At 50.8% G+C, this 22586-nt stretch carries 16 protein-coding genes; 6 read left to right on the top strand and 10 right to left on the bottom strand.

All coding sequences use genetic code 11. From position 1 onward, the window contains the following. Nucleotides 1-68 precede the first annotated feature (68 nt). The 4 genes from ACW9SV_RS02580 to ACW9SV_RS02565 all read right to left on the bottom strand — a co-directional run bounded on the left by ACW9SV_RS02580 (nt 69) and on the right by ACW9SV_RS02565 (nt 8371). Nucleotides 69-2180, bottom strand: coding sequence for a family 16 glycosylhydrolase (locus tag ACW9SV_RS02580; protein ID WP_479555176.1), 2112 nt, complete (start codon nt 2178-2180; stop codon nt 69-71). Between the two features lie 66 nt (nt 2181-2246). Then, complete coding sequence (locus ACW9SV_RS02575) at nt 2247-3668, bottom strand: PKD domain-containing protein (protein ID WP_479555175.1); 1422 nt, start codon at nt 3666-3668, stop codon at nt 2247-2249. Between the two features lie 24 nt (nt 3669-3692). Further along, nucleotides 3693-5276: a RagB/SusD family nutrient uptake outer membrane protein gene (locus ACW9SV_RS02570; RefSeq protein WP_479555174.1), complete on the bottom strand. Its 1584-nt coding sequence runs from the start codon at nt 5274-5276 to the stop codon at nt 3693-3695. Between the two features lie 11 nt (nt 5277-5287). Then, nucleotides 5288-8371 carry a SusC/RagA family TonB-linked outer membrane protein gene (locus ACW9SV_RS02565; protein WP_479555173.1) on the bottom strand — a complete coding sequence of 1028 codons (3084 nt, stop codon included), beginning with the start codon at nt 8369-8371 and terminating at the stop codon, nt 5288-5290. Between the two features lie 254 nt (nt 8372-8625). Between ACW9SV_RS02565 and ACW9SV_RS02560 the strand changes: the two genes are divergently transcribed. Continuing rightward, nucleotides 8626-11517, top strand: a complete 2892-nt coding sequence (locus ACW9SV_RS02560) for a ligand-binding sensor domain-containing protein (protein WP_479555172.1) — start codon at nt 8626-8628, stop codon at nt 11515-11517. A gap of 89 nt (nt 11518-11606) precedes the next feature. Here the strand turns inward: ACW9SV_RS02560 and namA are convergent, their stop codons facing one another. The 4 genes from namA to ACW9SV_RS02540 form a co-directional block, all read right to left on the bottom strand. Beyond that, nucleotides 11607-12674: an NADPH dehydrogenase NamA gene (namA, locus tag ACW9SV_RS02555; protein WP_479555171.1), complete on the bottom strand. Its 1068-nt coding sequence runs from the start codon at nt 12672-12674 to the stop codon at nt 11607-11609. A 217-nt stretch (nt 12675-12891) separates the two neighbouring features. After that, entirely contained in the window at nt 12892-13356 is a 465-nt protein-coding gene (locus ACW9SV_RS02550; RefSeq protein ID WP_479555170.1) for a MaoC family dehydratase, read from the bottom strand. A 236-nt stretch (nt 13357-13592) separates the two neighbouring features. Further along, nucleotides 13593-14588, bottom strand: coding sequence for an OmpA family protein (locus ACW9SV_RS02545; RefSeq protein ID WP_479555169.1), 996 nt, complete (start codon nt 14586-14588; stop codon nt 13593-13595). A gap of 266 nt (nt 14589-14854) precedes the next feature. Then, on the bottom strand, nt 14855-15565 hold the full coding sequence (locus ACW9SV_RS02540; protein ID WP_479555168.1) for an OmpA/MotB family protein: 711 nt from the start codon (nt 15563-15565) through the stop codon (nt 14855-14857). A 607-nt stretch (nt 15566-16172) separates the two neighbouring features. Between ACW9SV_RS02540 and accD the strand changes: the two genes are divergently transcribed. From accD to ACW9SV_RS02525, 3 genes are all read left to right on the top strand, one after another. Then, the gene (gene accD, locus ACW9SV_RS02535) at nt 16173-17069 is read left to right on the top strand and encodes an acetyl-CoA carboxylase, carboxyltransferase subunit beta (protein WP_479555167.1); all 897 of its coding nucleotides are present in this window, start codon (nt 16173-16175) and stop codon (nt 17067-17069) included. A gap of 196 nt (nt 17070-17265) precedes the next feature. Continuing rightward, on the top strand, nt 17266-17982 hold the full coding sequence (locus ACW9SV_RS02530) for a YiaD family glycine zipper/OmpA-like lipoprotein (protein WP_479555166.1): 717 nt from the start codon (nt 17266-17268) through the stop codon (nt 17980-17982). A 148-nt stretch (nt 17983-18130) separates the two neighbouring features. After that, nucleotides 18131-18790 carry a hypothetical protein gene (locus tag ACW9SV_RS02525; protein WP_479555165.1) on the top strand — a complete coding sequence of 220 codons (660 nt, stop codon included), beginning with the start codon at nt 18131-18133 and terminating at the stop codon, nt 18788-18790. A gap of 80 nt (nt 18791-18870) precedes the next feature. Here ACW9SV_RS02525 and ACW9SV_RS02520 read toward each other — a convergent pair whose 3' ends face one another. Continuing rightward, nucleotides 18871-19509, bottom strand: coding sequence for a DUF2238 domain-containing protein (locus tag ACW9SV_RS02520; protein WP_479555164.1), 639 nt, complete (start codon nt 19507-19509; stop codon nt 18871-18873). Nucleotides 19510-19621: 112 nt separating this feature from the next. Further along, nucleotides 19622-20341 (bottom strand): MBL fold metallo-hydrolase, encoded by a 720-nt coding sequence (locus tag ACW9SV_RS02515; protein WP_479555163.1) that lies wholly within the window; start codon nt 20339-20341, stop codon nt 19622-19624. Between the two features lie 207 nt (nt 20342-20548). Here ACW9SV_RS02515 and ACW9SV_RS02510 point away from each other — a divergent pair, with 207 nt between their 5' ends. After that, nucleotides 20549-21145 carry an endonuclease III domain-containing protein gene (locus ACW9SV_RS02510; protein ID WP_479555162.1) on the top strand — a complete coding sequence of 199 codons (597 nt, stop codon included), beginning with the start codon at nt 20549-20551 and terminating at the stop codon, nt 21143-21145. A gap of 294 nt (nt 21146-21439) precedes the next feature. Beyond that, nucleotides 21440-22420 carry a radical SAM protein gene (locus ACW9SV_RS02505; RefSeq protein WP_479555161.1) on the top strand — a complete coding sequence of 327 codons (981 nt, stop codon included), beginning with the start codon at nt 21440-21442 and terminating at the stop codon, nt 22418-22420. The last annotated feature ends 166 nt before the right edge of the window (nt 22421-22586 follow it).

Genomic DNA, 22586 nt, shown 5'->3' with positions numbered 1-22586 from the left:
TTGGTTTTAAATTGGTAAAAGAGGGTAATGAATCGGTGCTCCCTGTTGGGGGAAGGAGGTATGAATGATTAAAGAAGATGGTTCTGTAAGAGGATGCGCTTGGTAAAAGAGGCATTTTCTGTTTCTACCCGGCAAAAGTAAAGTCCGTCTGGTAAGGCAGTGGTTGGTTGCACTTCAGCAGCGGACTTTCTGCCCTGGTGAAAAGAAACCAACACGGGTACTTCCTGACTGGTGGCATTGAAGAGTTTGACGGATGTTACCTTTAATTGAGTAGGAAACAGAAGTTGGAATTTGCCTGATGCCGGGTTAGGGTACACCAGCACTTGTTGCGCCAGCACCTCGTCCTGCGATCCGCTGATGATTCCCGCCACGGTGGCGATGTTGGAAAAGACTGCCTCTCCGCCAGTATGGTAACTCCGGACTTTGTAGAAGGAGGTGCGGGTGCCGGTCGCATCGGTGAAGGTTCTGGTGTTGGCTCCCAAAGACGCAATTTCTGCGTATTCGCCGTGGCTGTGACCTGACCGGTACACCTTGAAGCCTTGCTCATTACTTGAATTGTCTTGCCAGTCTAACTTAACGCCGGAAGCCACCATGGCTGCGGTGGCGTGAGATGCCCGGTTGGGTAGGGTAGGGATAGAGGGCAGTACGCTGAGATGGTCAACCCAGACAGAATCCTTTCCGGGGCTTCCTAAAAATCCATAGTTAACCAGTAGCCTGATCTTGTTTATCTCTTCCTGGTTTACCTGGCCAGAGCCGGTTCCAAACAGAGACTGATAATTGAAGTAGTAGGTGTAATATTCGCCATCGTCAATCAAGGGAGCTAGGCTGAACACCTGATTGCCGCCGGTAACCTTACCGGCGGCATCTATGAGGTCTAACCGCATAGAAACGGTTCTGCTTTTGTTGAAGGTTTTGACCGCAGCGGCCAGCACCGGATACCCCGTCATGTCTACCGGGCTTTCCAGTTCATACACCACATTGGGTAAGTTGGCAGGCGTGCTCACCTGGTAGTTTATTCTAAGCGCATCGGGTGCCTGGCTCAGTTCAAACGTGCCCCCAGAAGGGGTGAGTTGGGGAGCCGGGAAGGGCGAAAATCCTTCAATCAGGAAGGACGTGCCGCTAGGGACCATTTTGGTTTTCACCGCCATGGTTTTGGTGTAGGTCTGTCCGTTGTGCTGTACCTGCACCCGCACCTGCCCAGACCGGTTACCCCAGTTGACCACCACCTCAGGAGAGTTGTTCCCACTGACAATGGTAGCCCCGCTTGGCAGAGTCCAGGTGTAGGTGGCGTTGGCCAGCCGGTTGGTTTTGAAGGTCAGGTTCTGGGCCGATGGCCTTACTATGGCCGGGCCAGTTAAGGACAGGTCTCTGAACTGCTGGTACACGCGTACATAATCTACTTCCATGCGGGTGTTGGTCAGGTTAGCGGCGATACCGTTTTTCAGGCCATTGGTTTCCAAGGTTGGTTCGCTGCCCATGTTCCCGCCTACGGCGATGTTCATGATGATGAACTGGTCTTCGGTGAAAGGCCAGGTTCTGGCATCTTTCACGGCCGGGGCGTAGGTGTAGTAGAGGGTGTTGTCCACGTAGAACTTGATGTCGTTTTCAGTCCATTCTGCGGCATACGTGTGAAAAGCTGTGGTGGCGTCTGGTACCGGAGTGAGCCCCACGTTCTGGGTATTCCCGAAACTGGAGGGGGTGTGCAAGGCGCACTGCACCACGCCGGGTTTCCGGTCAATGTACTCCATCACGTCAATCTCGCCGCAGGCAGGCCAGCCTTTGGTAGAAACGCTTTCGCCCAGCATCCACAGGGCGGGCCAGGTGCCCACGCCACCAGCCAGTTTGGCTCTGAATTCTATCCGGCCATAGGTGAAACGAAACTTGCCCTGTGTTTTCACCCGGGCCGAGGTCCAGTTGCCATTCTGTTTGATGGCTTCTATCACCAGATTTCCGCCTGATTGGCGTACGTTGGCCAGTTGATTGGTGTAAGACTGTAATTCGCGATTGCCCCAGCCGTTGTCGCCGTTGCCCAGGTCATAGCCCCACCAGGTCGGGTTTGGAGCGCCTTCGCCCTCAAATTCATCGCTCCAGACCAACTCATTGAACGTAGTGGTCTGGGCCACTGCCGGTAACCCAAGGGCCAGGCAGAGGATAAGTGCCAGATAATGTAGTTTCTGCATTTTAAAGGAGATTCAAAGAAAATAGGCCCAAAACAGATTGCCTTGGGCCTAATTCCTCATGAAACATTAAGGCATCAGACGGAAATCGTCTAGGTAGAAAATGCCCGGATTGAAGTGAGCCTCACCGCCAAACTGGACCACAATCTTGTCGAAGTCCTTTCTGCCGGCATGCGCTTTAAAGTCGAAAGTCAACTCCACCCATTGGTCAGTTTGGGTTACCTGCTGAATGATTTCGGCCTGGGTTTGCCAAGCATTGCCTCCCAGTTCTGAATTCAGCAGTTTCACGGAAAGTTGTTTTTGAAGGGTTTTTACCGCTGACCAGTCTTCGGCTCCGCCCATGGTGGTGTAGTCGTTGTAAGAAGGTACAAATACTTTCACCTTGAAGACGTTGCGCTGGGTAAGGTCCAGGTTGTGCGTGAACTGAATGTAAGCGTTTCCGAATTCATTGGCCTGACCTGCTTGACGGGTGTACCGACCCACTTTGGCAGACGGGTTAGAGGCTACCTGCGCGGGGTTGTCAAAGCTTTCGTTAAAGAGGATGTTCTCCAGGCGCCAAGTGAAGTTGCCCGGATCATCGAAATTGTCGCTGATGTTCACGGCTTTATACTCCTTTGGCGGCTTAGGTACGGTGTAACCCTTGCGAATCAGTTTCTGGTACCAGGCATGTTCTGCGTTGGCCGCACTGCCGCTTCGCAGGTACATCTCATTCTCGGTGAGAGACAGAATCTCGTACTTGGAAACGCCGGTGTAGTACCCAATGAACCCACCGTTGGAGATGGTCAGGTATTTTTTGCTGCCTTCTTCTGTGATGCTCCAGGCAAGGTTGGTTGGGGGCACATAGTTGACGGTGTAGTCATCGGCGCTGGTTGTACCCCCAATACCGGCCGCATTGGCGCCATTTGTAAAGGTGGTGCCGTTGTTAGCATAGGTATAAGACAAGGTGTTGCCTAATTTAAACGTCATCTCATCGTCATAATACCCTTCAGAGGCTTTTTCATTAGGAGCAGCCTGGTACCATTCCGGAGTGGTGCCTGTCATAGGACCAATACCCAGGTGTCCGCCAGCAGCCTTGTCAATGACCCAGGTCTTGCCTTCTAACTGGTTTGCTCCGCCGGTCAGGAAGTTGTAGTCCTCGCGGTTCAGCATGGCAGGATTGGTGCGGGCGATGTTCACCGTTTGGGTGTTGGTGGAAGAACCACCGCTGGTGTAGATGGTCAACTTCACCGTGTAAGTCCCGGCCAACGGATAAGAAGCCGTTACGTCAGTGCCTTCGCCCGTGGTGCCATTCCCAAAATCCCAGATAGCTTTGAACCCAGGAGCAGTGCTTCTGAAATTAATAATGTTAGGATTGGCGGCATCAGGAGTTTGGGTAAAGGTTACCTGTTCTGCGGTAGGGGGAGTCCCTAGCTCGGGATCCTCCAGTTCGCAGCCTGTCCACACAAAAGAGGCCAGAAACAGGAGTGTGATATAGGAGATATACTTCTTCATGTTCATGATTAGTTAAGATGAAAATTAATACCCTGCATTTGGTCTGAGTACTCCCGCGGAAAGGTCTATCTCACTTTGCGGTACCGGCAGGAAGCCTCTTCTGGCAGCATTGAACTGAATGTTGAAATCACTGGTAACACCTTCGTAGTTCTCTGGCAAGGTGGTTTTGTTAACCGTGATGGCACTAGCGGCAACAGCGGTTCCGCGGCGCAGCAGATCCCAGTAGCGGTGACCCTCCAAGGCCAATTCTACCCGGCGCTCCCGGAAAATGTTGTCTAGGGTGGCTGGAACCGGACTTAGGCCCACTCTGGCTCTCACGCGGGTCAACGGTGCCTGCGCGTCGCCAGTACCAGTCATTACCATTAGCTCAGAAGCCATCAACAGCACATCTGAGAAACGGATGGCCCGGTAGTTATTTCCCCAGTTCAACTCCAACTGACCAGCCGAAGGCGCATATTCCTTTGCGGTAGTATACTTCTGACTGAAGTAGCCGGTGTGCTGGTACCCGATGTTCAGGTTTTCTTTTCCGCCTACCAGTTCTGTTTCTGCCAGGATGGTAGCATCGCGGCGAGGATCATTGGCTTCAAAGGCATCGTACAGTTCCTGGGTAGGTGTGCTGGTGCTCCAGCCCGCGAGGTAGTTTTCAACGGCGGTGTTCTTGATACGCGGGCCTTGCTGTTGTGGCTGCGTATTGCCTTCGCCGCCTTGTACATAGCCCCAGTCCCACCAAGGGTTCTCGTCTGAGTAAGAGATTTCCCACACAGACTCAATGCTGAACTCATTGGCTCTGGTGAAATTGGCCGCGTAGTTAGGAAGGAGATCATGTCCACTGGAAGTGATGATGTCGTTCAGGTGCTGCAAGGCTACCGGAGCAGTGATAGCGGTGCTGCCAGCTTGTAACTCCTGGTTGTACACGCCTTTGTGGAACAGGTACGCTTTGGCTAACAAGGCCTTTGCCGCCCATCTGGTGGCACGGCCCATGCTGGCACGTAAGTTGGACGCCGGCAGATCTGGCATGGCCTCAGTCAAGTCTAAGGCAATCTGATCAAATACCGCCTTAGGTGTTGCCTGTGGCTGGTTGTACTCGCTTGGCGACTGTGGCGTTAAAATCAACGGAACGTTTTCAAACAGACGAACCAGGTCTAGGTAGAAGTGGGCTCTCAGGAACTTAGCCTCGGCAATGGTTCTTCTTTTGAATTCATCTGATGCATCAATGCCCTCAATGCGGCTCAGAAGAGTATTGGCTCTGGAAATACCAATGTAGTGTTTCCGCCAAAGGCCATATACCTCCCCGTTGGTGGTCAGGATCTGGTGACGGTCCATCTGCAAGAGGTTGGGCTCTGAGCTGGGCTGACCGGCAGAGTAGGTGTCATCAGACAGGATATCGGCGATCATAGGGGTTGGGTGGAAACCGGCTACGGTGTTCCATTGCAACACATCATACACGCCTATCAACGCTTCTGTGGCATCTGCCTGGGTTCTGTAGAAGTTTTCCTCGGTTCTGGTATCCTTAGGGTTTAGGTCCAGAAAATCATCACAACTGGTAGAAGCCCCCACCAGGAGTCCTAGAAGTAAAAGCGTGGAAGTCTTTTTAACTATATTTTTCATGTGTGAAATCTTTAGAAAGTGGCGTTAACTCCAAGTCTGAACGTTTTAGACTGCGGATACACCCCGCGGTCAAATCCTATGTCTAAGCTGCCTCTGGCCCCAATCTCTGGATCAAATCCTGAGTAATCAGTAAGGGTAAGCAGGTTGTCGGCAGATACATAGATGCGTAATTTCTGCATCCGGATTTTGGACAGAACACCGGCTGGTAAGCTGTAGCCCAACTGTAAGGTTTTCAGGCGTACATAATCTCCGTCTTCCACATACAGGTCAGATACTCTGGTGTAGTTTCCGTTGGTGTCGTTCCAGGTGAATCTTGGATACTCGTTGGTGCTGCCTTCGCCAGTCCAGCGGTTCAGGAATCTGGATTGCTGGTTGGCCCGCACGATGTCATAACGACGGGTACCGTTGAAGATCTGATGACCGAAAGCGCTGTTGAAGAAGGCGCTCATGTCAAAGCCTTTGAAGTCAAAGCCCAGGTTCAGGCCTAATACAGTTTTAGGCGTTGGGTTCCCGATCATGGTGCGGTCAGAGCCATTCAAAGAGCCGTCATTGTTCAGGTCCACGAAGCGAACATCACCCGGCATGGCGTTAGGCTGCAATGTCTGAGCTTCTACCTCGGCCTGGTTCTGGAAGATACCAGCGGTTTTGTAGCCGTAGAAATACCCGATAGGCATGCCTACTTTGCTTTGTGACGCTAATCCGTAGGTAATGAAGTTGGCACCGGTTAAGATCCCTTCTGCGTTGTTGATTTGGGTTACCTCATTTTTGTTGAAGCTTCCGTTCAATCCGATGTTATAGCCAAAGTCGCTGATATCGCCTTGGTAGGTGACCGCGAATTCAAATCCTGAGTTTCTTACAGATCCACCGTTTACGAACGGAGCATTGTATCCGGTGCTGGCCAAGATGGGTGGTCTTACCAATAGACCTTTGGTGGTTTTAATGTAGTAATCAGCGGTAACAGAAAGGGCGTTGTTGAAGAAAGCCAGGTCAATCCCTAAATCGGTTTGCTCAGAGGTTTCCCACTTCAGTTCTGGGTTAGGGGCGTCAATGGCGGCAGCACCACTGGTATAGCCTTTAGAACCATCTGCTCTGAAGAAAGTGTAGCCTCTGCCTACGCCGATCTGGGCAGCCCAAGGGTACGCTCCCCCAATTTGCTCATTTCCGTTTTGTCCCCAAGAACCTCTGATTTTAGCTAAGCTGATCAGGCCTCCTTGCGGGAAGAAAGGCTCATCAGACAGAACCCAACCGGCAGAGAAAGAAGGGAAGGTGGCAAACTGATTGTTGCGGCCAAATCTGGAAGAACCGTCTCTACGCACAGTAGCCGTGAACAAGTATCTGCTCTTGTAGCTATAGTTTGCTCTACCAAAGAAAGACAAGATGGCGCCTTCGCTGGCTCCACCGGTGGCAATGGCCGTACCGGCTCCAACAGCTAGGTTCAGATAAGCCATGTTAGGGTCAGAGGTCACCAAGCCAGTGTTAGAGCCATATAGGCCTTCGCTTCTGGATCTAATGGCCGAAGTACCCGCTGTTAAGCCCAAGCTATGGTCGCCAAAAGTTTTGTTGTAGTTGAAGTAGTTTTCTGATTGCCAGGTGTAGTACCGGTCTGTGCCTCTTGACACCAAGGCTGTTCCGTTTTGCTGGGCGGCATTCAGGAAGTAAACCGGGTTGTAATTGGTGGTAACTACATAAGCCAGGTCAATGCCCAGGGTAGAGCGGAAAGTAAGACCTTCCAGCAGTTTCACTTCGCCGTAGATGTTTCCTACAAACTTGTCTACGTTGGTAAGACCGTTCATAACCTGAAGACGGGCCAAGGGGTTCACTACTTCTTGTGACACATAGGGGGAGATAGCGAAGATGCGGCCGTCATTGTCTCTCACCACCGGGTTAAGCGTGTAGGTAGATTGGGCCAGTTTTTCAGGATCTGTCTCGTAAACCGGGGTTAACGGATCCATGTTCAGGGCGTTGTTCAAGATACCGCCAAACTCCTGGTTAGGGTCAAAGGCTCTTCTTTTCAAGTGCGTGTACGACAGGTTGGTGCCAAACTTCAACCAGCTTTTCACTTGGTTGTCGGCGTTCACCCGGGCGGTGTAGCGTTGGAAGTTAGATTTGTCACCTCCAACAATACCATCCTGGTCAAAGTAGGAGAGAGCCGCTGAGTAAGCCGACTTTTCAGTACCGCCGGTTACGGTGATCTGGTGGTTTTGGATAGGAGCGTTTTTCTCAAAGATGGCGTCTTGCCAGTCGGTGCCTCCGGTGAATTGGCTCGGGTCTGCGAAAGGAGGAGCCATGCCTGCGTTTGCCGCACCTTCGTTCATCAAGGTAGCGTACTCACGGGCATTCAGTAATTCTAATCTGCGCCAAGGATTCTGCACCCCTACGTAGCCGTCATAAGAGACATTCATAGTACCGTCTCTTCTTCCTTGCTTGGTGGTGATGATCACTACCCCGTTACCGCCTCTGGCTCCATAGATGGCTGCCGAGGCCGCATCTTTCAACACGTCAATTGACTCAATGTCGCCCGGGTTCAGGTAATCAATGCCACCCACCGGAAAACCATCCACTATATAGATAGGGTTAGAGTTGCCGGTTGAGCCTATACCACGGATGCGTACCGTAGGGGCATCGCCGGGTTGACCAGAAACGTTGGTCACCTGCACACCTGCCACCCGTCCTTGCAGGGCCTGCTCAATACGGGTTACCGGGGTTTGGGTGATTTCTTCAGAAGTCACAGAGGAAATGGCTGTGGAAACTTCTCTCCTAAGCTGGGTGCCATACCCCACTACCACTACTTCTTCCAGCGCTCGCTGGTCTTCTTGAAGGGCAACGTTAACGGTAGTTCTGCCATTGATAGGTTCTTCTTTAGATAGGAAACCGATGTAAGAGAAAACAAGGGTGGTGCCGGCGGCTGGTGCCTGAATCTGGAACCTGCCCTCCACGTCTGTGGACGCCCCGGCAGTAGTGCCTTTCACTACCACACTTACGCCTGGAAGCGGTTCCCCGCCCCGGGCCGAAGTGACGCGCCCAGTGATGGAGGTCTGGGCAAATGCTATTCCGCAGAGGTGGAATAGCAGAACTACAAGTAGCTTTTTCTTCATGTGTAGGATTAGTTATGGGTTGTGCTGTTAAGCCGAGATAAAAGTAGTTGAGTAGGGAGGGTAACTCCTAGCTTCAGGGTACATCAATACTACATCAGAGGTAGGTAGACCACTACATCAGAACTACATCAGGTGGGTAGAAAGGGCGTTTTTGCTAGTGCTGTGCTGTTTTTTTAAGAAATTATTCCTTAAAATTAACTTTTCGCAATTACATCACTACATTTAAAGTCTAATATACTAATGTCGCATTTGATATGCTAGGTAGAGAAGGTTTGGTCAGATGGATTCTGCTCTGTTTGGTGGTGCTGGTTACCCCTACAGTACAGGCACAGCACTACTTCTTTGGCAACCCTATCATCCGCAATTATAAGCCCGAGGAGTTCAAAGGAGGTATTCAGAGTTGGGGCATTGTGCAGGATGACAGAGAGATGCTTTACATTGCCAATAACTTTGGGTTGCTGGAGTTTGACGGCGCCACCTGGACCCTGTACTCGCCTAAGAACGGGACCAAGGTCAGGTCGGTGCACGTGGGCAATGATGAACGAGTGTACGTGGGTACCCAGGCAGACTTTGGGTACTTCAAGCCAGACCAGCAGGGCATTCTCAAGTACTTTTCCCTGGCAGATAGCTTGCCACAAAAGTACCGGAACTTTGATGAAGTATGGCGCATCTATGAGCAGGAGGGTCGTATCTATTTCTTCACCTTCAAGAACATTTTCTCCTATGTGCCTGGCCAAAAAGTTCAGGTGATTACGCCCGGCACACCGCTGGAATTCTCTTTCCAGGTGAACAAGGAGATTTACTCGCTGGTATGGGGACGGGGGCTTTCGGTTCTGGAAAACAACAGGCTGCGGTTATTGCCTGGTTGCAGCTTTTTCGCCGAAAAACAGATTGCTTCTATTCTGCCTTATGATAAAAACCGGCTCATCATCTTCACTATCAAAGAAGGCGCATATCTGTATGACGGGCTAGGAGTGACCCCTTTCCAGGTGGCGCCAGACTTGGCCGGGCTTCTCGTGAACCAGGCGCTGCTGTTAAAAGACGGGAACTTTGCCCTCGCTACCCAGAACAAGGGCTTGATTGTCATGGACAACCAGGGCCGTATGCTGCTGAACACTACCCTGAAGGAAGGACTCCTGGACAATACCATCCACTCAGTGTACCAAGACACGCAGGACAACCTTTGGCTGGGCATGAACAACGGCATTTCCATGGTAGAACTGAGTTCGCCCTTCAGCCGTCTAGACGGGACGATGGGCTTGTCTGGTACCGGGTATGCGGCGCTGCGGAAAGGGAATTCCTTATTTCTAGGCACCAACAGCGGGTTGTTTGTGTCTGAGCTTTCTTCCCAGAAGAAGAGTTTTTCCTTGGTCCCCAACAGCATTGGGCAGGTATATCATTTGAACCAATTGGCTAGCCATGTATTGATGGGGCACCATAACGGGCCTTTTATCATCAAAGAGGGGCAGGCGACAGTGCTTACCCCAGGGGCCGGGGCCTGGGACTTCGTGCCGCTGCCCAACCAGCCCGGCAAGGTGCTAATGGGTTCTTACAAAGGCATCAGTCTGCTCTCCGCCACACCTGAGGGCGTCAGTTTCCTGAAAAACTTGCCGGGACTTGAGGAGTCCTCGCGGGTGCTGGAGTTTGACAAAGACGGCGAACTCTGGATGGCCCACGGGTACAAGGGGCTGTTTAGGATCGCTTTTGACCAAAACACTGAGAAAATCACCTCGGTCAGGTTTTACAACTCCAAGAACGGCCTGCCCTCTGACCAGTTGGTGAACATGGAGAAAATCCGAAACGAGCTGATTTTCCCGGCGCTGTATGGGATCTACCGGTTTGACAAGGCCAAAGACCGGTTTGTGCTGGACCAGCAGTATTCTAAGCTTTTTGGCGCCACCGAGCATGTCATTGAAATGGAGGAAGACGTACAGGGCAATATCTATTTCATTTCTAATCAGCGCGTGGGTAAAATCTCCTTTGACAAGTTCGGGAAGCCCACCATGGAAGACCGCCTGTTCCAAAACCTGCGCGAACAGCTGAACGATGACCTCAGCTTTATCCAGGTGATGGATATCAATAACGTGCTGTTTGGGGCCAAGGAAGGGTTCATCCATTACAACGCGGCTAAAAGCAAACGGATGGCCCCGTTCCATACCCGGTTAGCCCGGGTGTACACCACTTCCAATGAAGCTGATTCCCTTTTACTTTCGGGCCGGCTGCTAGACAACGCCTCTGATACCGAGCTGCCGTATGACTTTAACTCGCTGCGGTTTGCGTATGCTGCCTCTTTTTACGAAAAGCCCGAGAAAACGCAGTTCCAGTACTATTTGAAGAATTTTGATGCCGGCTGGTCTGGCTGGACGACTAAAACGGAGAAAGAATACACCAATCTACCCGAGGGGACCTATGTTTTCCAGGTGAGGGCCCGCAACATCTATGGCATTGTCAGTGAGGCCAAGAGCTTTGAGTTTGTGGTGGCGCCGCCTTTTTACCGCAGTACCTGGGCGTATGTGGTGTACACTATTTTGGGGATGCTTCTGTTAGGGGCCGCCTTCTATCAGGTAGACAAGCGGTTCAAGAACGAGAAACGCCGCATCTTGCTAGACAAAGAGCGCAAACTGGGGCAGAAGGAGATTGAGATCAGGCACATCACCAACCAGAGTGAACAGGAGATAGACCGCCTGCGAAATGAGAAGTTCCAGGCCGAGTTGGACCACAAAAACCGTGAACTGACCTATTCCACCATTCACCTGATCAACAAAAACGAGTTGCTGAGCAATGTGAAGCTAGAGTTGCAGGAAATCCTGAAAAACGGCGGACGCACGGCTTCGCAGGAAGAACTGAAGAAGATTATCCGGAGCATTGACCAGAACCTCACCAGCGATGTGGACTGGAAGCAATTTGAGCTGCACTTCAACCACGTTCACGGTGATTTCATCCACCGCTTGCAGGACCAGTTCCCTAATCTTACCCCACAGGAAATTAAACTCAGCACCTACCTTCGCCTGAATCTAACTACCAAAGACATTGCGCAATTGCTGAACATCTCGGTACGAGGGGTGGAGATTAGCCGTTACCGCCTAAGAAAGCGTCTGTCTCTGGACCGCAGCGAGAACCTGACCGATTTCATGCTCAAGTTTTAGGCATCTTCTTATAAAGAAACCGGCCTGCGTTATTAAGCTTCCTTTCTGGAAAACAAGCTTAAAAGGCACAGGCCGGTTTTGTTTTGAAGTTAATCTCTGGCCCGTTGGTATTGCACCGGCCACTCCAGGTCTACCCCCAACTTTTTAGCAGCCCGCAACGGGAAATAAGGATCACGCAGCAGCTCGCGCGCCAACAAGACCACATCGGCCTGCCCGCTGGAAATGATGTCTTCGGCTTGCTGGGGTGAGGTAATCATGCCTACGGCGCCCGTCATAATGCCAGCTTCTTTCTTGATTTTCTCGGCAAACTGTACTTGGTAGCCTGGCCCAACCGGGATGCGCACTTTGGGTACGTTGCCGCCGGTAGAGGTGTCAATCAAGTCCACGCCCTTTTCTTTCAACAGGCGGGCCAGAACCACGGAGTCCTTCTCGTTCCAGCCGTCCTCGGTCCAGTCGGTGGCGGAGATGCGCACAAACAGCGGGTACTCTGGCGGCCAGACCTCTTGTACGCTGTCCACTACTTCTAGCAGCAGCCTAGTGCGGTTTTCAAACGAGCCGCCGTAATCATCAGTGCGGTGGTTGCTTAACGGCGAAAAGAACTGGTGCAGCAGATAGCCGTGGGCCCCGTGTATCTCCACTACTTTGAAGCCAGCCTCCAAAGCCCGGGCGGCGGCCGATTTGAAATCTGCAATCACTTTCTGGATTCCGGCCTTGTCAAGCTCTATGGGCGTGATGCCGCCTTCCTGAAAAGGGATGGCACTAGGAGCAACGGTTGTCCAGGCACCTTCCTCGCCGGGGTGCAGGGCTTTGCCGCCTTCCCAGGGAGAGCGATGGCTGGCTTTACGGCCCGCGTGCGCCAACTGAATGCCTGCTATTGAGCCGTTCGCCTCCAGAAAGGAGACAATTCGCTTGAGGTTGGGCAGGTGTTCGTCTTTCCAGATGCCCAGGTCATGGGGCGTGATGCGAGCCTCCGGCGAAACTCCAGTAGCCTCCAGAATAATCAAACCCGCGCCACCTACGGCTCGGCTTCCCAGGTGCACCAAATGCCAGTCGTTCGCAAACCCATCCTGGCTGGAGTACTGGCACATGGGTGAAACCACAATGCGGTTTTTTAATTCAATGCTTTTAATCTGTAGGGGAGTGAAGAGAGAACTCATAAGAATGTGCTTAGCCAAAGTTCTTCATACTTCTTCTGCTGCGGAAGGGTTTGCTTAGATGGCCTAACGAAAGCAAGCGCAAAGTTTAACCCTAGGGTTTAGGGCGTATTTTCAAGAAAACTGCTCTAAAGCGGGGCAAAAAGAAAAGGGCACTTAGGTTTCTAAGCGCCCTTTGAGAAATTTCTAGTGTAGGGAGGGTAGGTTTGCCGTACCCAGATTAATTGAAATGGTAGAGGAACGTGATAATGCCGGTGAAAGCGGGTTTTTTGCTGTTCTCTATTTCCATGGTCACCTCCAGACGCGCTTTGATCACGCCTCTCAGGTTTACGGCCGTCAGAAGTTTTACCCGCAGGCGCAGGGCACTGTCAACAACCACGGCCTGGTTGAACCGGAGGCTTTCAATTTCATAGTTTACCTGCATTTTCAGGTTCTCAATGGAGATAATCTGACCCCAAAGATAGGGCAGTAGCGAAACCGTTAGGTAGCCGTGGGCGATGGTGCTCTTGAAAGGCGATTCTGTTTTAGCCCGCTCCGCATCCAGGTGAATCCATTGGTGGTCTAAAGTAGCATCGGCGAAAAGGTTGATCTGCTCCTGGGTGATGGTGTGGTACTCAGACACGCCAATCTCAGTTCCCTCATACTGCTGCAAGTCTTCGAAACTGCGGATGGTAATCTTGCTCATGAATTAGTCTCTTATCTTAAAGGGTAGAACCTATACCGTTGCGGGGATGAAGGGTTAAAGGTACTCTCTTTTATGTAGATGTAAAAGAGCCCCCAAAACCTGGTGGCATCCTCCTGTAAAGCAAATCGCCCCTAGACTTCCAACTGCCTGAGCTGGTGAGGTAGGGGCGATTTGCAGAAAATGACCGGGAAATAGCTGGGTGCTTTTTACCGGTGTTTTCTCAATAAAGGTTTAAACTAGTTTGCCTCCAGAATCTGGAAAAGTTCATCCAGTTTAGGCGTGAGGATGATCTCGGTACGGCGGTTTTTCTGGCGGGCATCGGCGGTTTTGGCTACATCCAACGGCACGTTTTCGGCACGGCCAGAAGGCGTGATCTTGGTACCGGCGAGCCCAGCGTTGGTGAGAATGCGGGTGATCTCGGTGGCGCGCAGTACGCTTAGGTCCCAGTTGTCCTGCATGCCGGCGGTTCCACGTGATACCGGTACGTCATCGGTGTGGCCTTCTACCACTACGTTAACATCCTGTTGGTCTTTGAGAGCGGTGGCCAGCTTGCGCAAGGCATCCTGTCCTTTTACATCCACTTTGGTGGAGCCAGATTTAAACAACAGTTGCTCAGACAAAGACACGTACACTTTCCCGTTCCGGACATTCACCGACAGGTCTTTGCTGTTGAAGCCCAGGAGGGCGTTGCTTACTTTGGTGCGCAGGGCGTTTACCGCCTTGTCTTTTTCGGCGAGGATACGCTCCAGTTCATTCAGGCGTTCTTCGCGGGTTTTGAGGTCTTTGCTTAACTGGTCCAGCTGTGAGCGGTTCTTGCTCAGGGTTTCGTTTAGTTTATTTAGCTCCTCATCGCGGCGCGAAAGGTCTTTTGAAAGCTTAGAAGACTCCAGCGCGCTGTTGGCCATGAGGCGGTCATGGTTTTTGATGAGCTTGTCATAAGTAGAACTCAGGTCGGCGTACATGGACTGGGTTTTCCGAAGGGCACCGCCCAGCAAGGCAGTATCTGCCGCCAACTGCGAGCGGTACTCGGTTAGGTCGGCCACCTGTTTAGACAGCTCTACGTTCTCTTTTTTAGATTTAGAAAGCGCGCTTTGGGTATCGGCTTTGTCGCGCTCCAGTTTTACTTTTTGGGCTAAAAGGGAGTTGTACTTCTTGGTAGTGGTGCAGGAACCTAAGAAAAAGGTACTCAAAAGGGCCACCCCGGCATACCGGAGCAAGGATTGGTGAAACATGACAGGGATATGTAAATGTTAAAAATGCAAATGGCAGGGTTGTAGTGGATTTGTACCAGACAGGCCGGTGCAAAGATGTTACGTTTGTAGCGGCGGTTAGCCAGCAGGTACCCAAAGATAAGCAGCACCGGCAGTTGCCCAAAACCCTTTTACCCGTTTTTAACAGAAAAAAGCAAAAGAAGCCTTAAAACAGAAGAAGCCGGACCTTACGCCCGGCTTCTTTGATTAATGCTGTTTCCTGACAAAAGGCATCTGCCTGATGAAGGTTAATTTGTCTGGATCAGCTTCAGGATTTTCTCGAAGTTAGGCGCCAGAATGATCTCGGTGCGGCGGTTGCTTTGACGGGCCTCTGGGGTGCGGGTCATGGCTACCGGCGTGTACTGTCCGCGGCCGGCCGGTACTACCATCTGCGGCGGAACCCCGTTGTTCACCAATAAGCGGGTGATCTCGGTGGCACGCAGGACGCTCAGGTCCCAGTTGTCTTTGTAGGTCACGTTGTCGGCGGCCACGGCCACGTCATCGGTATGGCCTTCAATCAAGATCTCGGTGTCGCGTTGTGATCTGATGGCAGACGCCAGTTTGCCCAACGCCGATTGACCGTTAGGGTTTACTTTGGTGCTTCCGGAGGCGAACAGGAGTTTCTCTGGCATGGTCACATATACCTTTCCGTCCCGGATGGCTACGGTCAAGCCTTGCTCCTTGAAACCAGCCAGCGCCTCGTTCACAGATTCTCTCAGTTCATTCAGGATTCTTTCTTTCTGGGCAATTTGCTGTTGGTACTGGGCCAGTTTGGCATCACGGTCACGCAGATCGGCGTTGGCTTGTTCCAGGCTGCGCTGAGCAGCAGTTTTCTCTTGTTCCAGCGCATTTTTGCTCGCTTCCAGTTCTTTGTATTTCTTAGATGAGACACAGGAACCAAGTACAGCTACTCCTAAGATCAAGGCGGCGGCGGATGAGGCGAAACGTGTTTTCTTCATAGGTGTTAAGTTATAGTAACAGGTTTTGGTGACAAAATAGGAGGGCTTGCAGGCAGGTAGCTTCCGCCAGAAACCTTGGCTTTGAAACGGACGCAAATAAATAATAATTGCCTAAAGTATTCTAATTTACTTTTCGCTCGTTATAAAGTATTGAGCGAGTGATGTTTGTGCTAAGGAGAAAAACGCGACTGATTTTGCTCCGGTAGAGAGGTGGCCCTAGTACCCGCTGAAAAGACAAAATACAACTCCAGGCTTAAAGGAATCTGTTGGCTCCCCTGAAAACGGTTTCGCTTCCTTCAGAAGCAAAACCCTGATTCTGTTTTGCAGGTCATGGGTTGTTTTCCAGACCTTTTGGCAAAAAGGGCCGTAAAAGAGCACCTTCCTCTTGTAGCAGGAATGATTTTCTGGAAGTAGGTGCGTTCTGTAAGGCATCTCAGAAACAAATAGATAGGAATTTCGGTACAACCCCTCTGGCAAGAGAAATCCTGATTTGTAAGGTAAACTAGGGAGCTACCTTTTCTTTTTTATCTTTGCACGTGAATTTGTAACTGCTTGCGGTTTCCCCACTGGAGGCTTCATTGTTGATAAAAAACCTTTAGAGCATCATATGGCTTGGTTTAAAAGAGTAGAAAAAGGGATCGTCACCCCAACGGAGCAGAAAAAAGAAACCCCTGACGGTCTGTGGCATAAGTGCCCCGAGTGTAAGACCGTTATCAGTACTGCTGAGCACCGGACACAACTGTATACCTGTGCCAAATGCGATTTTCATGATCGTATTAACTCGCAGGAGTACTTTGAGGTATTGTTTGATGAAAACGAGTTCCAGGAACTGGACGAGAATCTGACCTCTTCAGACCCCTTGAATTTTGTGGATACCAAACCGTACCCAGACAGAATCAAGGCCACCCAGCGCAAAACCAACCTGAAAGACGCCGTACGTACCGCCCATGGTACCATCAATGGGTTAGACCTGGTGATTGCCTGTATGGACTTCAACTTCATCGGTGGGTCCATGGGGTCAGTGGTAGGTGAGAAAATAGCCCGGGCCATTGATTACAGCCGCGTGCATAAGATTCCGTTCCTGATGATCTCTAAGTCTGGCGGGGCGCGTATGATGGAAGCTGGTTACTCGCTCATGCAGATGGCCAAAACTTCTGCGAAGCTAGCCTTGCTTTCTGAGGAGAAGGTGCCGTACATTTCCCTGCTCACAGACCCAACTACCGGAGGAGTGACTGCCTCTTTCGCCATGCTGGGTGATTTCAACATCTCTGAGCCGGGTGCCCTCATTGGGTTTGCCGGTCCTCGGGTTATCAAAGAAACCATCGGGAAAGATTTGCCTAAAGGATTCCAGAGCGCAGAATTTGTCTTGGAGCACGGCTTCCTTGATTTTATTGTACACCGCAAGGAGCTTAAAACCCGCATTTCTGACCTGCTTACCCTCTTGAAGCCAGAAGAAATAGCAACGCCGGTGGAAGCCGCAAATAAAGCAGCAACAGTGAAATAGGCCCATTTGGGCACTTAGAGATAAATTAGACCTGCCTTAAAATAGAGGTGGGTCTTTTTATTTTTCTTCTGGCACGATTATTATTGCACAGGATTAGCAAAGGGGAACGTCACCAGAACATTTTGTTTTGAAATGAGTATGTACTCCGATACTAACCAACTTTAAGCTACGTTTACAACCAAAAAAACCGAGAACTATGAAAATTTTGAAAGGAACATTCACTGCCATGTTAGTAGGAAGCTTACTTTTCTCTTCCTGCAAATCAAGTCAAACGGCCAGTACTACTGATACTACTACCCAGAAAAAAGGCATGAACAAAACCACTAAAGGCGGTCTTCTTGGCGCTGGTGGAGGTGCTGTTTTAGGGGGTATCATTGGAAAAGCTACTGGTAACACTGCCCGTGGAGCCATCATTGGGGCTGCGGTAGGGGGTGCCACTGGTGCCGTAATTGGCCGGCGCATGGACAAACAAGCGGAAGAACTGGAGCGTGAAATGAAGAACGCCGAGGTAGAACGCGTAGGCGAAGGTATCAAAGTAACCTTTGATGCAGGCCTTCTGTTCGCTACCAACTCTGCCGAGTTACAATCCTCTTCCAGAGCCGATATCCAGAAGCTGGCAGAAACCTTGAAAAAATACCCAGGTACCAACGTGTTAATTGAAGGACACGCTGACAACACTGGTACCGATGCCATCAACCAACCACTTTCTGAGCGCAGAGCCCAGTCTGTAGCAGATTACGCCGCTTCTTTGGGCGTGGAGCGTAGCCGTTTACAGACCCGTGGTTACGGTTCTTCACAGCCAGTAGCAGATAACACCACTGCCGCAGGCCGTCAGCAGAACCGCCGCGTGGAAGTTGCGATTTTCGCCAGCGAAGAGTTGAAGAAAGCCGCTGAGCGTGGTGAGATCAAATAAGTAACCAGCATACTTTAAAAAGAAAGGCTAACCTAAATGGTTAGCCTTTCTTTTTGCCCAAAGGTTGGTAAGTGCCTTGTGAAAAGTGCGTTTGTTAACCTCAGGCTGATTTCCGCGTTTAGGGGAGGAAAACAAAGGAGCGAAAAGCATGGGAAAAATAAAGAATATGCTCTTTCTAGTGATGTTGCTGTCCGTGTTGGGGGCATGTGAACGGGTGAAAGAGAAAGAAGCGGTGGCTGATTTGCCTAAAACGTCGGTGGAAGATACCTTGGTCCTAACCCCGGATACCTTGGAGATTGACACGGTCTTATCAGAGACTGACACTGGGGCAGGGGAGTACGCAGATACAGAAACTTACGCAGACACAGAAGCAGAAGGGGTTTCAAGCCCCGATTCAAGAAGCGGCACCGGAACGGGAGCCACTAGCTCTGCCGGCACGCAAACACCAGCAGCCTCTAGCTCTGAGGGAAACAATGCCGCGGCTACTTCCACAGCAGCAGCCTCTACCTCAGCTTCCGGCACTTCTGCCCGTAAAGCTTCGGCCAAGCCAAAGAAATACGTAAGACCTACCAGAAGCCAGCTGCAACGGTCTTTGGCGCAGGATGCCCGCCGGTCAAACCAATTAGATCTGCCGCAATTAAAGAACTACTGGCTACGGCGGCAACACTATTACCGAAGGGCTTCTAAAGAGGTGAAATACGTAGCCGGAGACACCAAAATCAAGATCTCTGCCGAGGAAACTAAGATTGAAACCCCGCGCGGGAAGGTGAAGATTGAAGGAGACGACATTAAGGTAAAATACGACTAATCACTTTTGTAAGAAGGTGACTTTTGCAGCGCCCCTGACCCGCTTTTCAGGTGTTTTTCATAGAACAGGTGAAAAGCGGATCAGGGGCGCTGTTTTTTTCGGGAGAGGGAAACGGCTGACATGGTGATAAGGGCTCCCACAAAGGCTACGGCAATGTCTTTCTGGGCATCCCAGATATCGCCTTGGGTGCCCAGGTAGGTCATGCCCTGCGTAGGGAAGAAGATATCGGCCACCACCCATTCCAGCAACTCGTACAAGGCGCCCATACTTACGGTTAACTCAATGGGCAGGAGATAAGTGAACGAAGAACGCATGTGGGTGGCCCGCCTGAACACTTCCTGCATGGGGTACGCCAAAAAGAACCCAAAGCCAAAATGCACCAATCGGTCATAATGGTTGCGTTCCAAGTTCAGTTGCTCCTTCACCCAGAAGCCCAAAGGGTTCTCGGCGTAGGTGTGCTGGGCCCCATACACGTGCAGCATCAGGTACAGGAAGATGCAGGTGTAGCTAAAGTCAGAAAACCGGAAGTACTTGTAAAATGCCACCAAGAAGATGATGGCCGTGAACGTGAGCGTGTTTTCCAGCCACCAGTTCTTTGAATCAGAAGTGGTGAATCCGGTGTAGGCCCAGAACAGCCCAAAAAGGAGCACATAGGCAATGAGAAGCGGGCTTTTTTTGAAATGAGTATGTTCCTGATCTGTCGCGAAGGAGAAGGTCATGCAGCGGTCGGTCTAGTAGGCGAACCAAGGAACAAAAGCAGCTTACTTCACCCATGGGTGTTACGGCAACCTGTCTGTACCTTGTAAAGGAATGATAAAGTAAACGCTTTTATTAACTTACTGCCTCCTGTAAAGGTTTTGAAAGCATTAAGTGAGGCTGGTGAGCTACTAACTTGAATGGATTGTCTTCTGGGCTCTGAGTGGGGTCACAGTGGTAGCCGAAGATGTCGTAGTCCTTAGACATGGGAATCAGCCTTTTGTAGTAGGTATGGGCCGTGTTCTCCTCAGAGAAAGTAACGTCATGGAACACCGTGGTGGCTTTGGGAGGCATTCCGCGTAAATAGGCAAAAAGCGGTTCGGGTTGACCTAAGTCACCTGAAAATACTATCCTTTCCCCGTTTTCTTCAAAGACGTAGGCGTATGTCTGTAATTTCTCAGCATGCTGCCCGTACGTGTCAACCGCGGTGATGCCAGGCAACTCTGAAAGAGGTGTGAAATCAACGTATTTCTCGGGTTTCTGGATCTGAAGCCTCAAAAACTCATAGACTTCGTCTCTGAAATCATCATCTGGGTACAAGATGGTGGGGCGACAATTTGGATTAAAATAATGGCAATGTAGTAAGATATTGGCAAGGCTGCCGGTGTGGTCATTGTGCAGGTGCGTAAGCAGAATAAATTCTATGCCCCGGGTGAGCTGATGCTGCCTGAGGGTGGGATAAACGGTGAAACCGCAGTCCAACAGGAGCGTGTGCCCCTTGAATTCCACTAATGCAGCCGAGTTGCCGTATGCCACGTCAAAAGCTCCGCCTGTCCCTAAAAAGGTAAATTTCATAGTTGTTTAAATCTAAGGCCATCCTTTGTACTACAATTGAAGGGTTTTTCACGCAAACTTTACCATCGGGGGCTCGTTTAGAGGGGAAAATACATGGCTATGGCTGAAGCATATCAGCAACTTTCTCCCTCAGAAAAGATATGGCAAGTTCATATACGACTAAATGAAGTTTTTGGTCATCTTTCTGGACATCCGCGCCGCGACCCCATGCGAGAGCTCATTTCCACCATGCTCTCGCACCGTACCACGCACGCCAACGAAGAGAAAGCTTACTTCCAGATGCTCGAGAAATTTCCCAGTTGGGAGCAGGTAATGGCCGCGCCCGTGGAGGAACTGACCGAAGCTCTGGCCCCCGCTGAGTTCCCGGGAGCCAAGGCGGTGAATATCCAGAAAGCACTGCGCATCATCCAAGGAGAGCACCCAGATTTTTCGATAAACTTTCTGCAGGAACTGGACGTGCCCGAAGCCATGGCTTGGCTGATGGCCTTGCCCGGCGTTGGATTGAAAACCGCTACCTTGGTTCTCTTGTTTAACTTTCATAAGCCTGTTTTTCCGGTAGACACGCACGTGCACCGCATCAGTCAGCGGGTGGGGCTTATCGGGGCCAAGGTGACGCATGACAAAGCCCATCAGATTTTGCTGGATATGCTGCCTAAAGATGCGTTGGTCTTGTACAACCTGCACCGGCACATGCTCAAGCACGGCCAGAAGATCTGTACCTGGAGCCATCCCAAATGCGAGGTCTGTGTCTTGCAGGACCTCTGCAACTACTACCATGAAGTGCGCCTCAAAGGCCTTGGATAAGCACTTTCCATTTTTCCCCTATCTTTCTGAAATGAAGCCGGAAAAAGGGTGTGCTGATTTCGCTTATTCTCTTCCTTTCTCGTTTCAGGACCATTTCTTAAGAGGAAGCAAAAAACGAAATTGCAGTGCTGCTCTCTTCAGTCTGTGGTCTTTCAAAAGCTGTGTAAAACAATCGTTCTTGGTTTTAGTTTGCCCTTTGGTATCTGCCCTTCCTGTCCCTAAACGGACTGGTGATAGTTTAAATCCGTAAGCAATGCGTACCTTGCAGGTGCCAAGTATCCATTTAACCAGAGAATGCGCTTAATCCATCATCCTGTACTGGCCAATTATTACGTGACGTACCGCTGCAATGCCAAATGCTCGTTCTGCGACATCTGGGAGAAGCCTTCGCCGTACATTCAGTTGGAGGATGTAAAGCAAAACCTCCGCGATTTGCGCAAGTTGGGCGTGAACGTGGTAGATTTTACCGGCGGCGAGCCCTTGCTGCACCGGCAGATAGACCAGTTTTTGGAGGTAGCCCAGGACATGGGGTTTATTACCACCCTTACCACCAACGGCCTGCTGTACCCCAAATGGGCCGAGCGCCTCAAAGGCAAGGTAGACATGCTGCACTTTTCCCTGGACTCGGCTGATAAAACTGAGCACGATACTGGACGGGGAGTAGCTTGCTTTGACTTCGTGCTGGAGTCCATCAAGATTGCCTTAAGCCTGGGCGAGCGCCCCGATATCCTGTTCACCGTTTTCAAGCACAACCTTGCCCAGATTGAACGGGTGTACCAGGAAATCTGCTTGCCTAACAAACTGATGCTGCTCCTTAACCCCGCCTTTGAGTACAACCAGGTAGAAACTGGAGAACAGCTTTCGGCAGAAGAACTGGATTATCTGGTCAAGTTCAGCAAACAGAAATGGGTGTACTTGAACGAGGCATTCGTGCAGCTTCGTAAAGACGGCGGCAACCACATAGACAAACCGGTCTGCAAAGCCGCCAGTACTACCCTGGTGATCTCCCCCGAAAACGAGTTGGTGCTGCCCTGCTACCACCTTGGAACCCAGAAGTTTCCGGTAAACGGAAATCTGTACGAACTCTACAAGTCTAAAGAAGTAAAGCAGCTCATTGCCCTGGAAGGTCGTCTGCCTGCCTGCGAGGGTTGCACTATCAACTGCTACATGCAGCCTAGTTTCGCCGTGGAAATGAATAGTTACTGGTGGAAAGCCCTACCCAGTACCCTTAAGTACAACCTCCGCAAAGGCACCTGGAAACGCATGCTTTCTTAGGTTGTTTTCAAGCTTCTTTTTTTATCCAACGCTTATTTTGTTTTTAAGGCAGAATAGATTCCTGTTTATCTGCCTTACATTAAGTAGGATTCTCAACTTACTAATTTGCAGTAAGGAAGCGGACATAGGGGTTGGCCAGAGTTTCTTTGTCAAGAATAAAAGCGTG

The organism is Rufibacter sp. JT20002, assembly GCF_056491185.1.
This window is presented reverse-complemented; position numbering and strand designations above follow the sequence as displayed.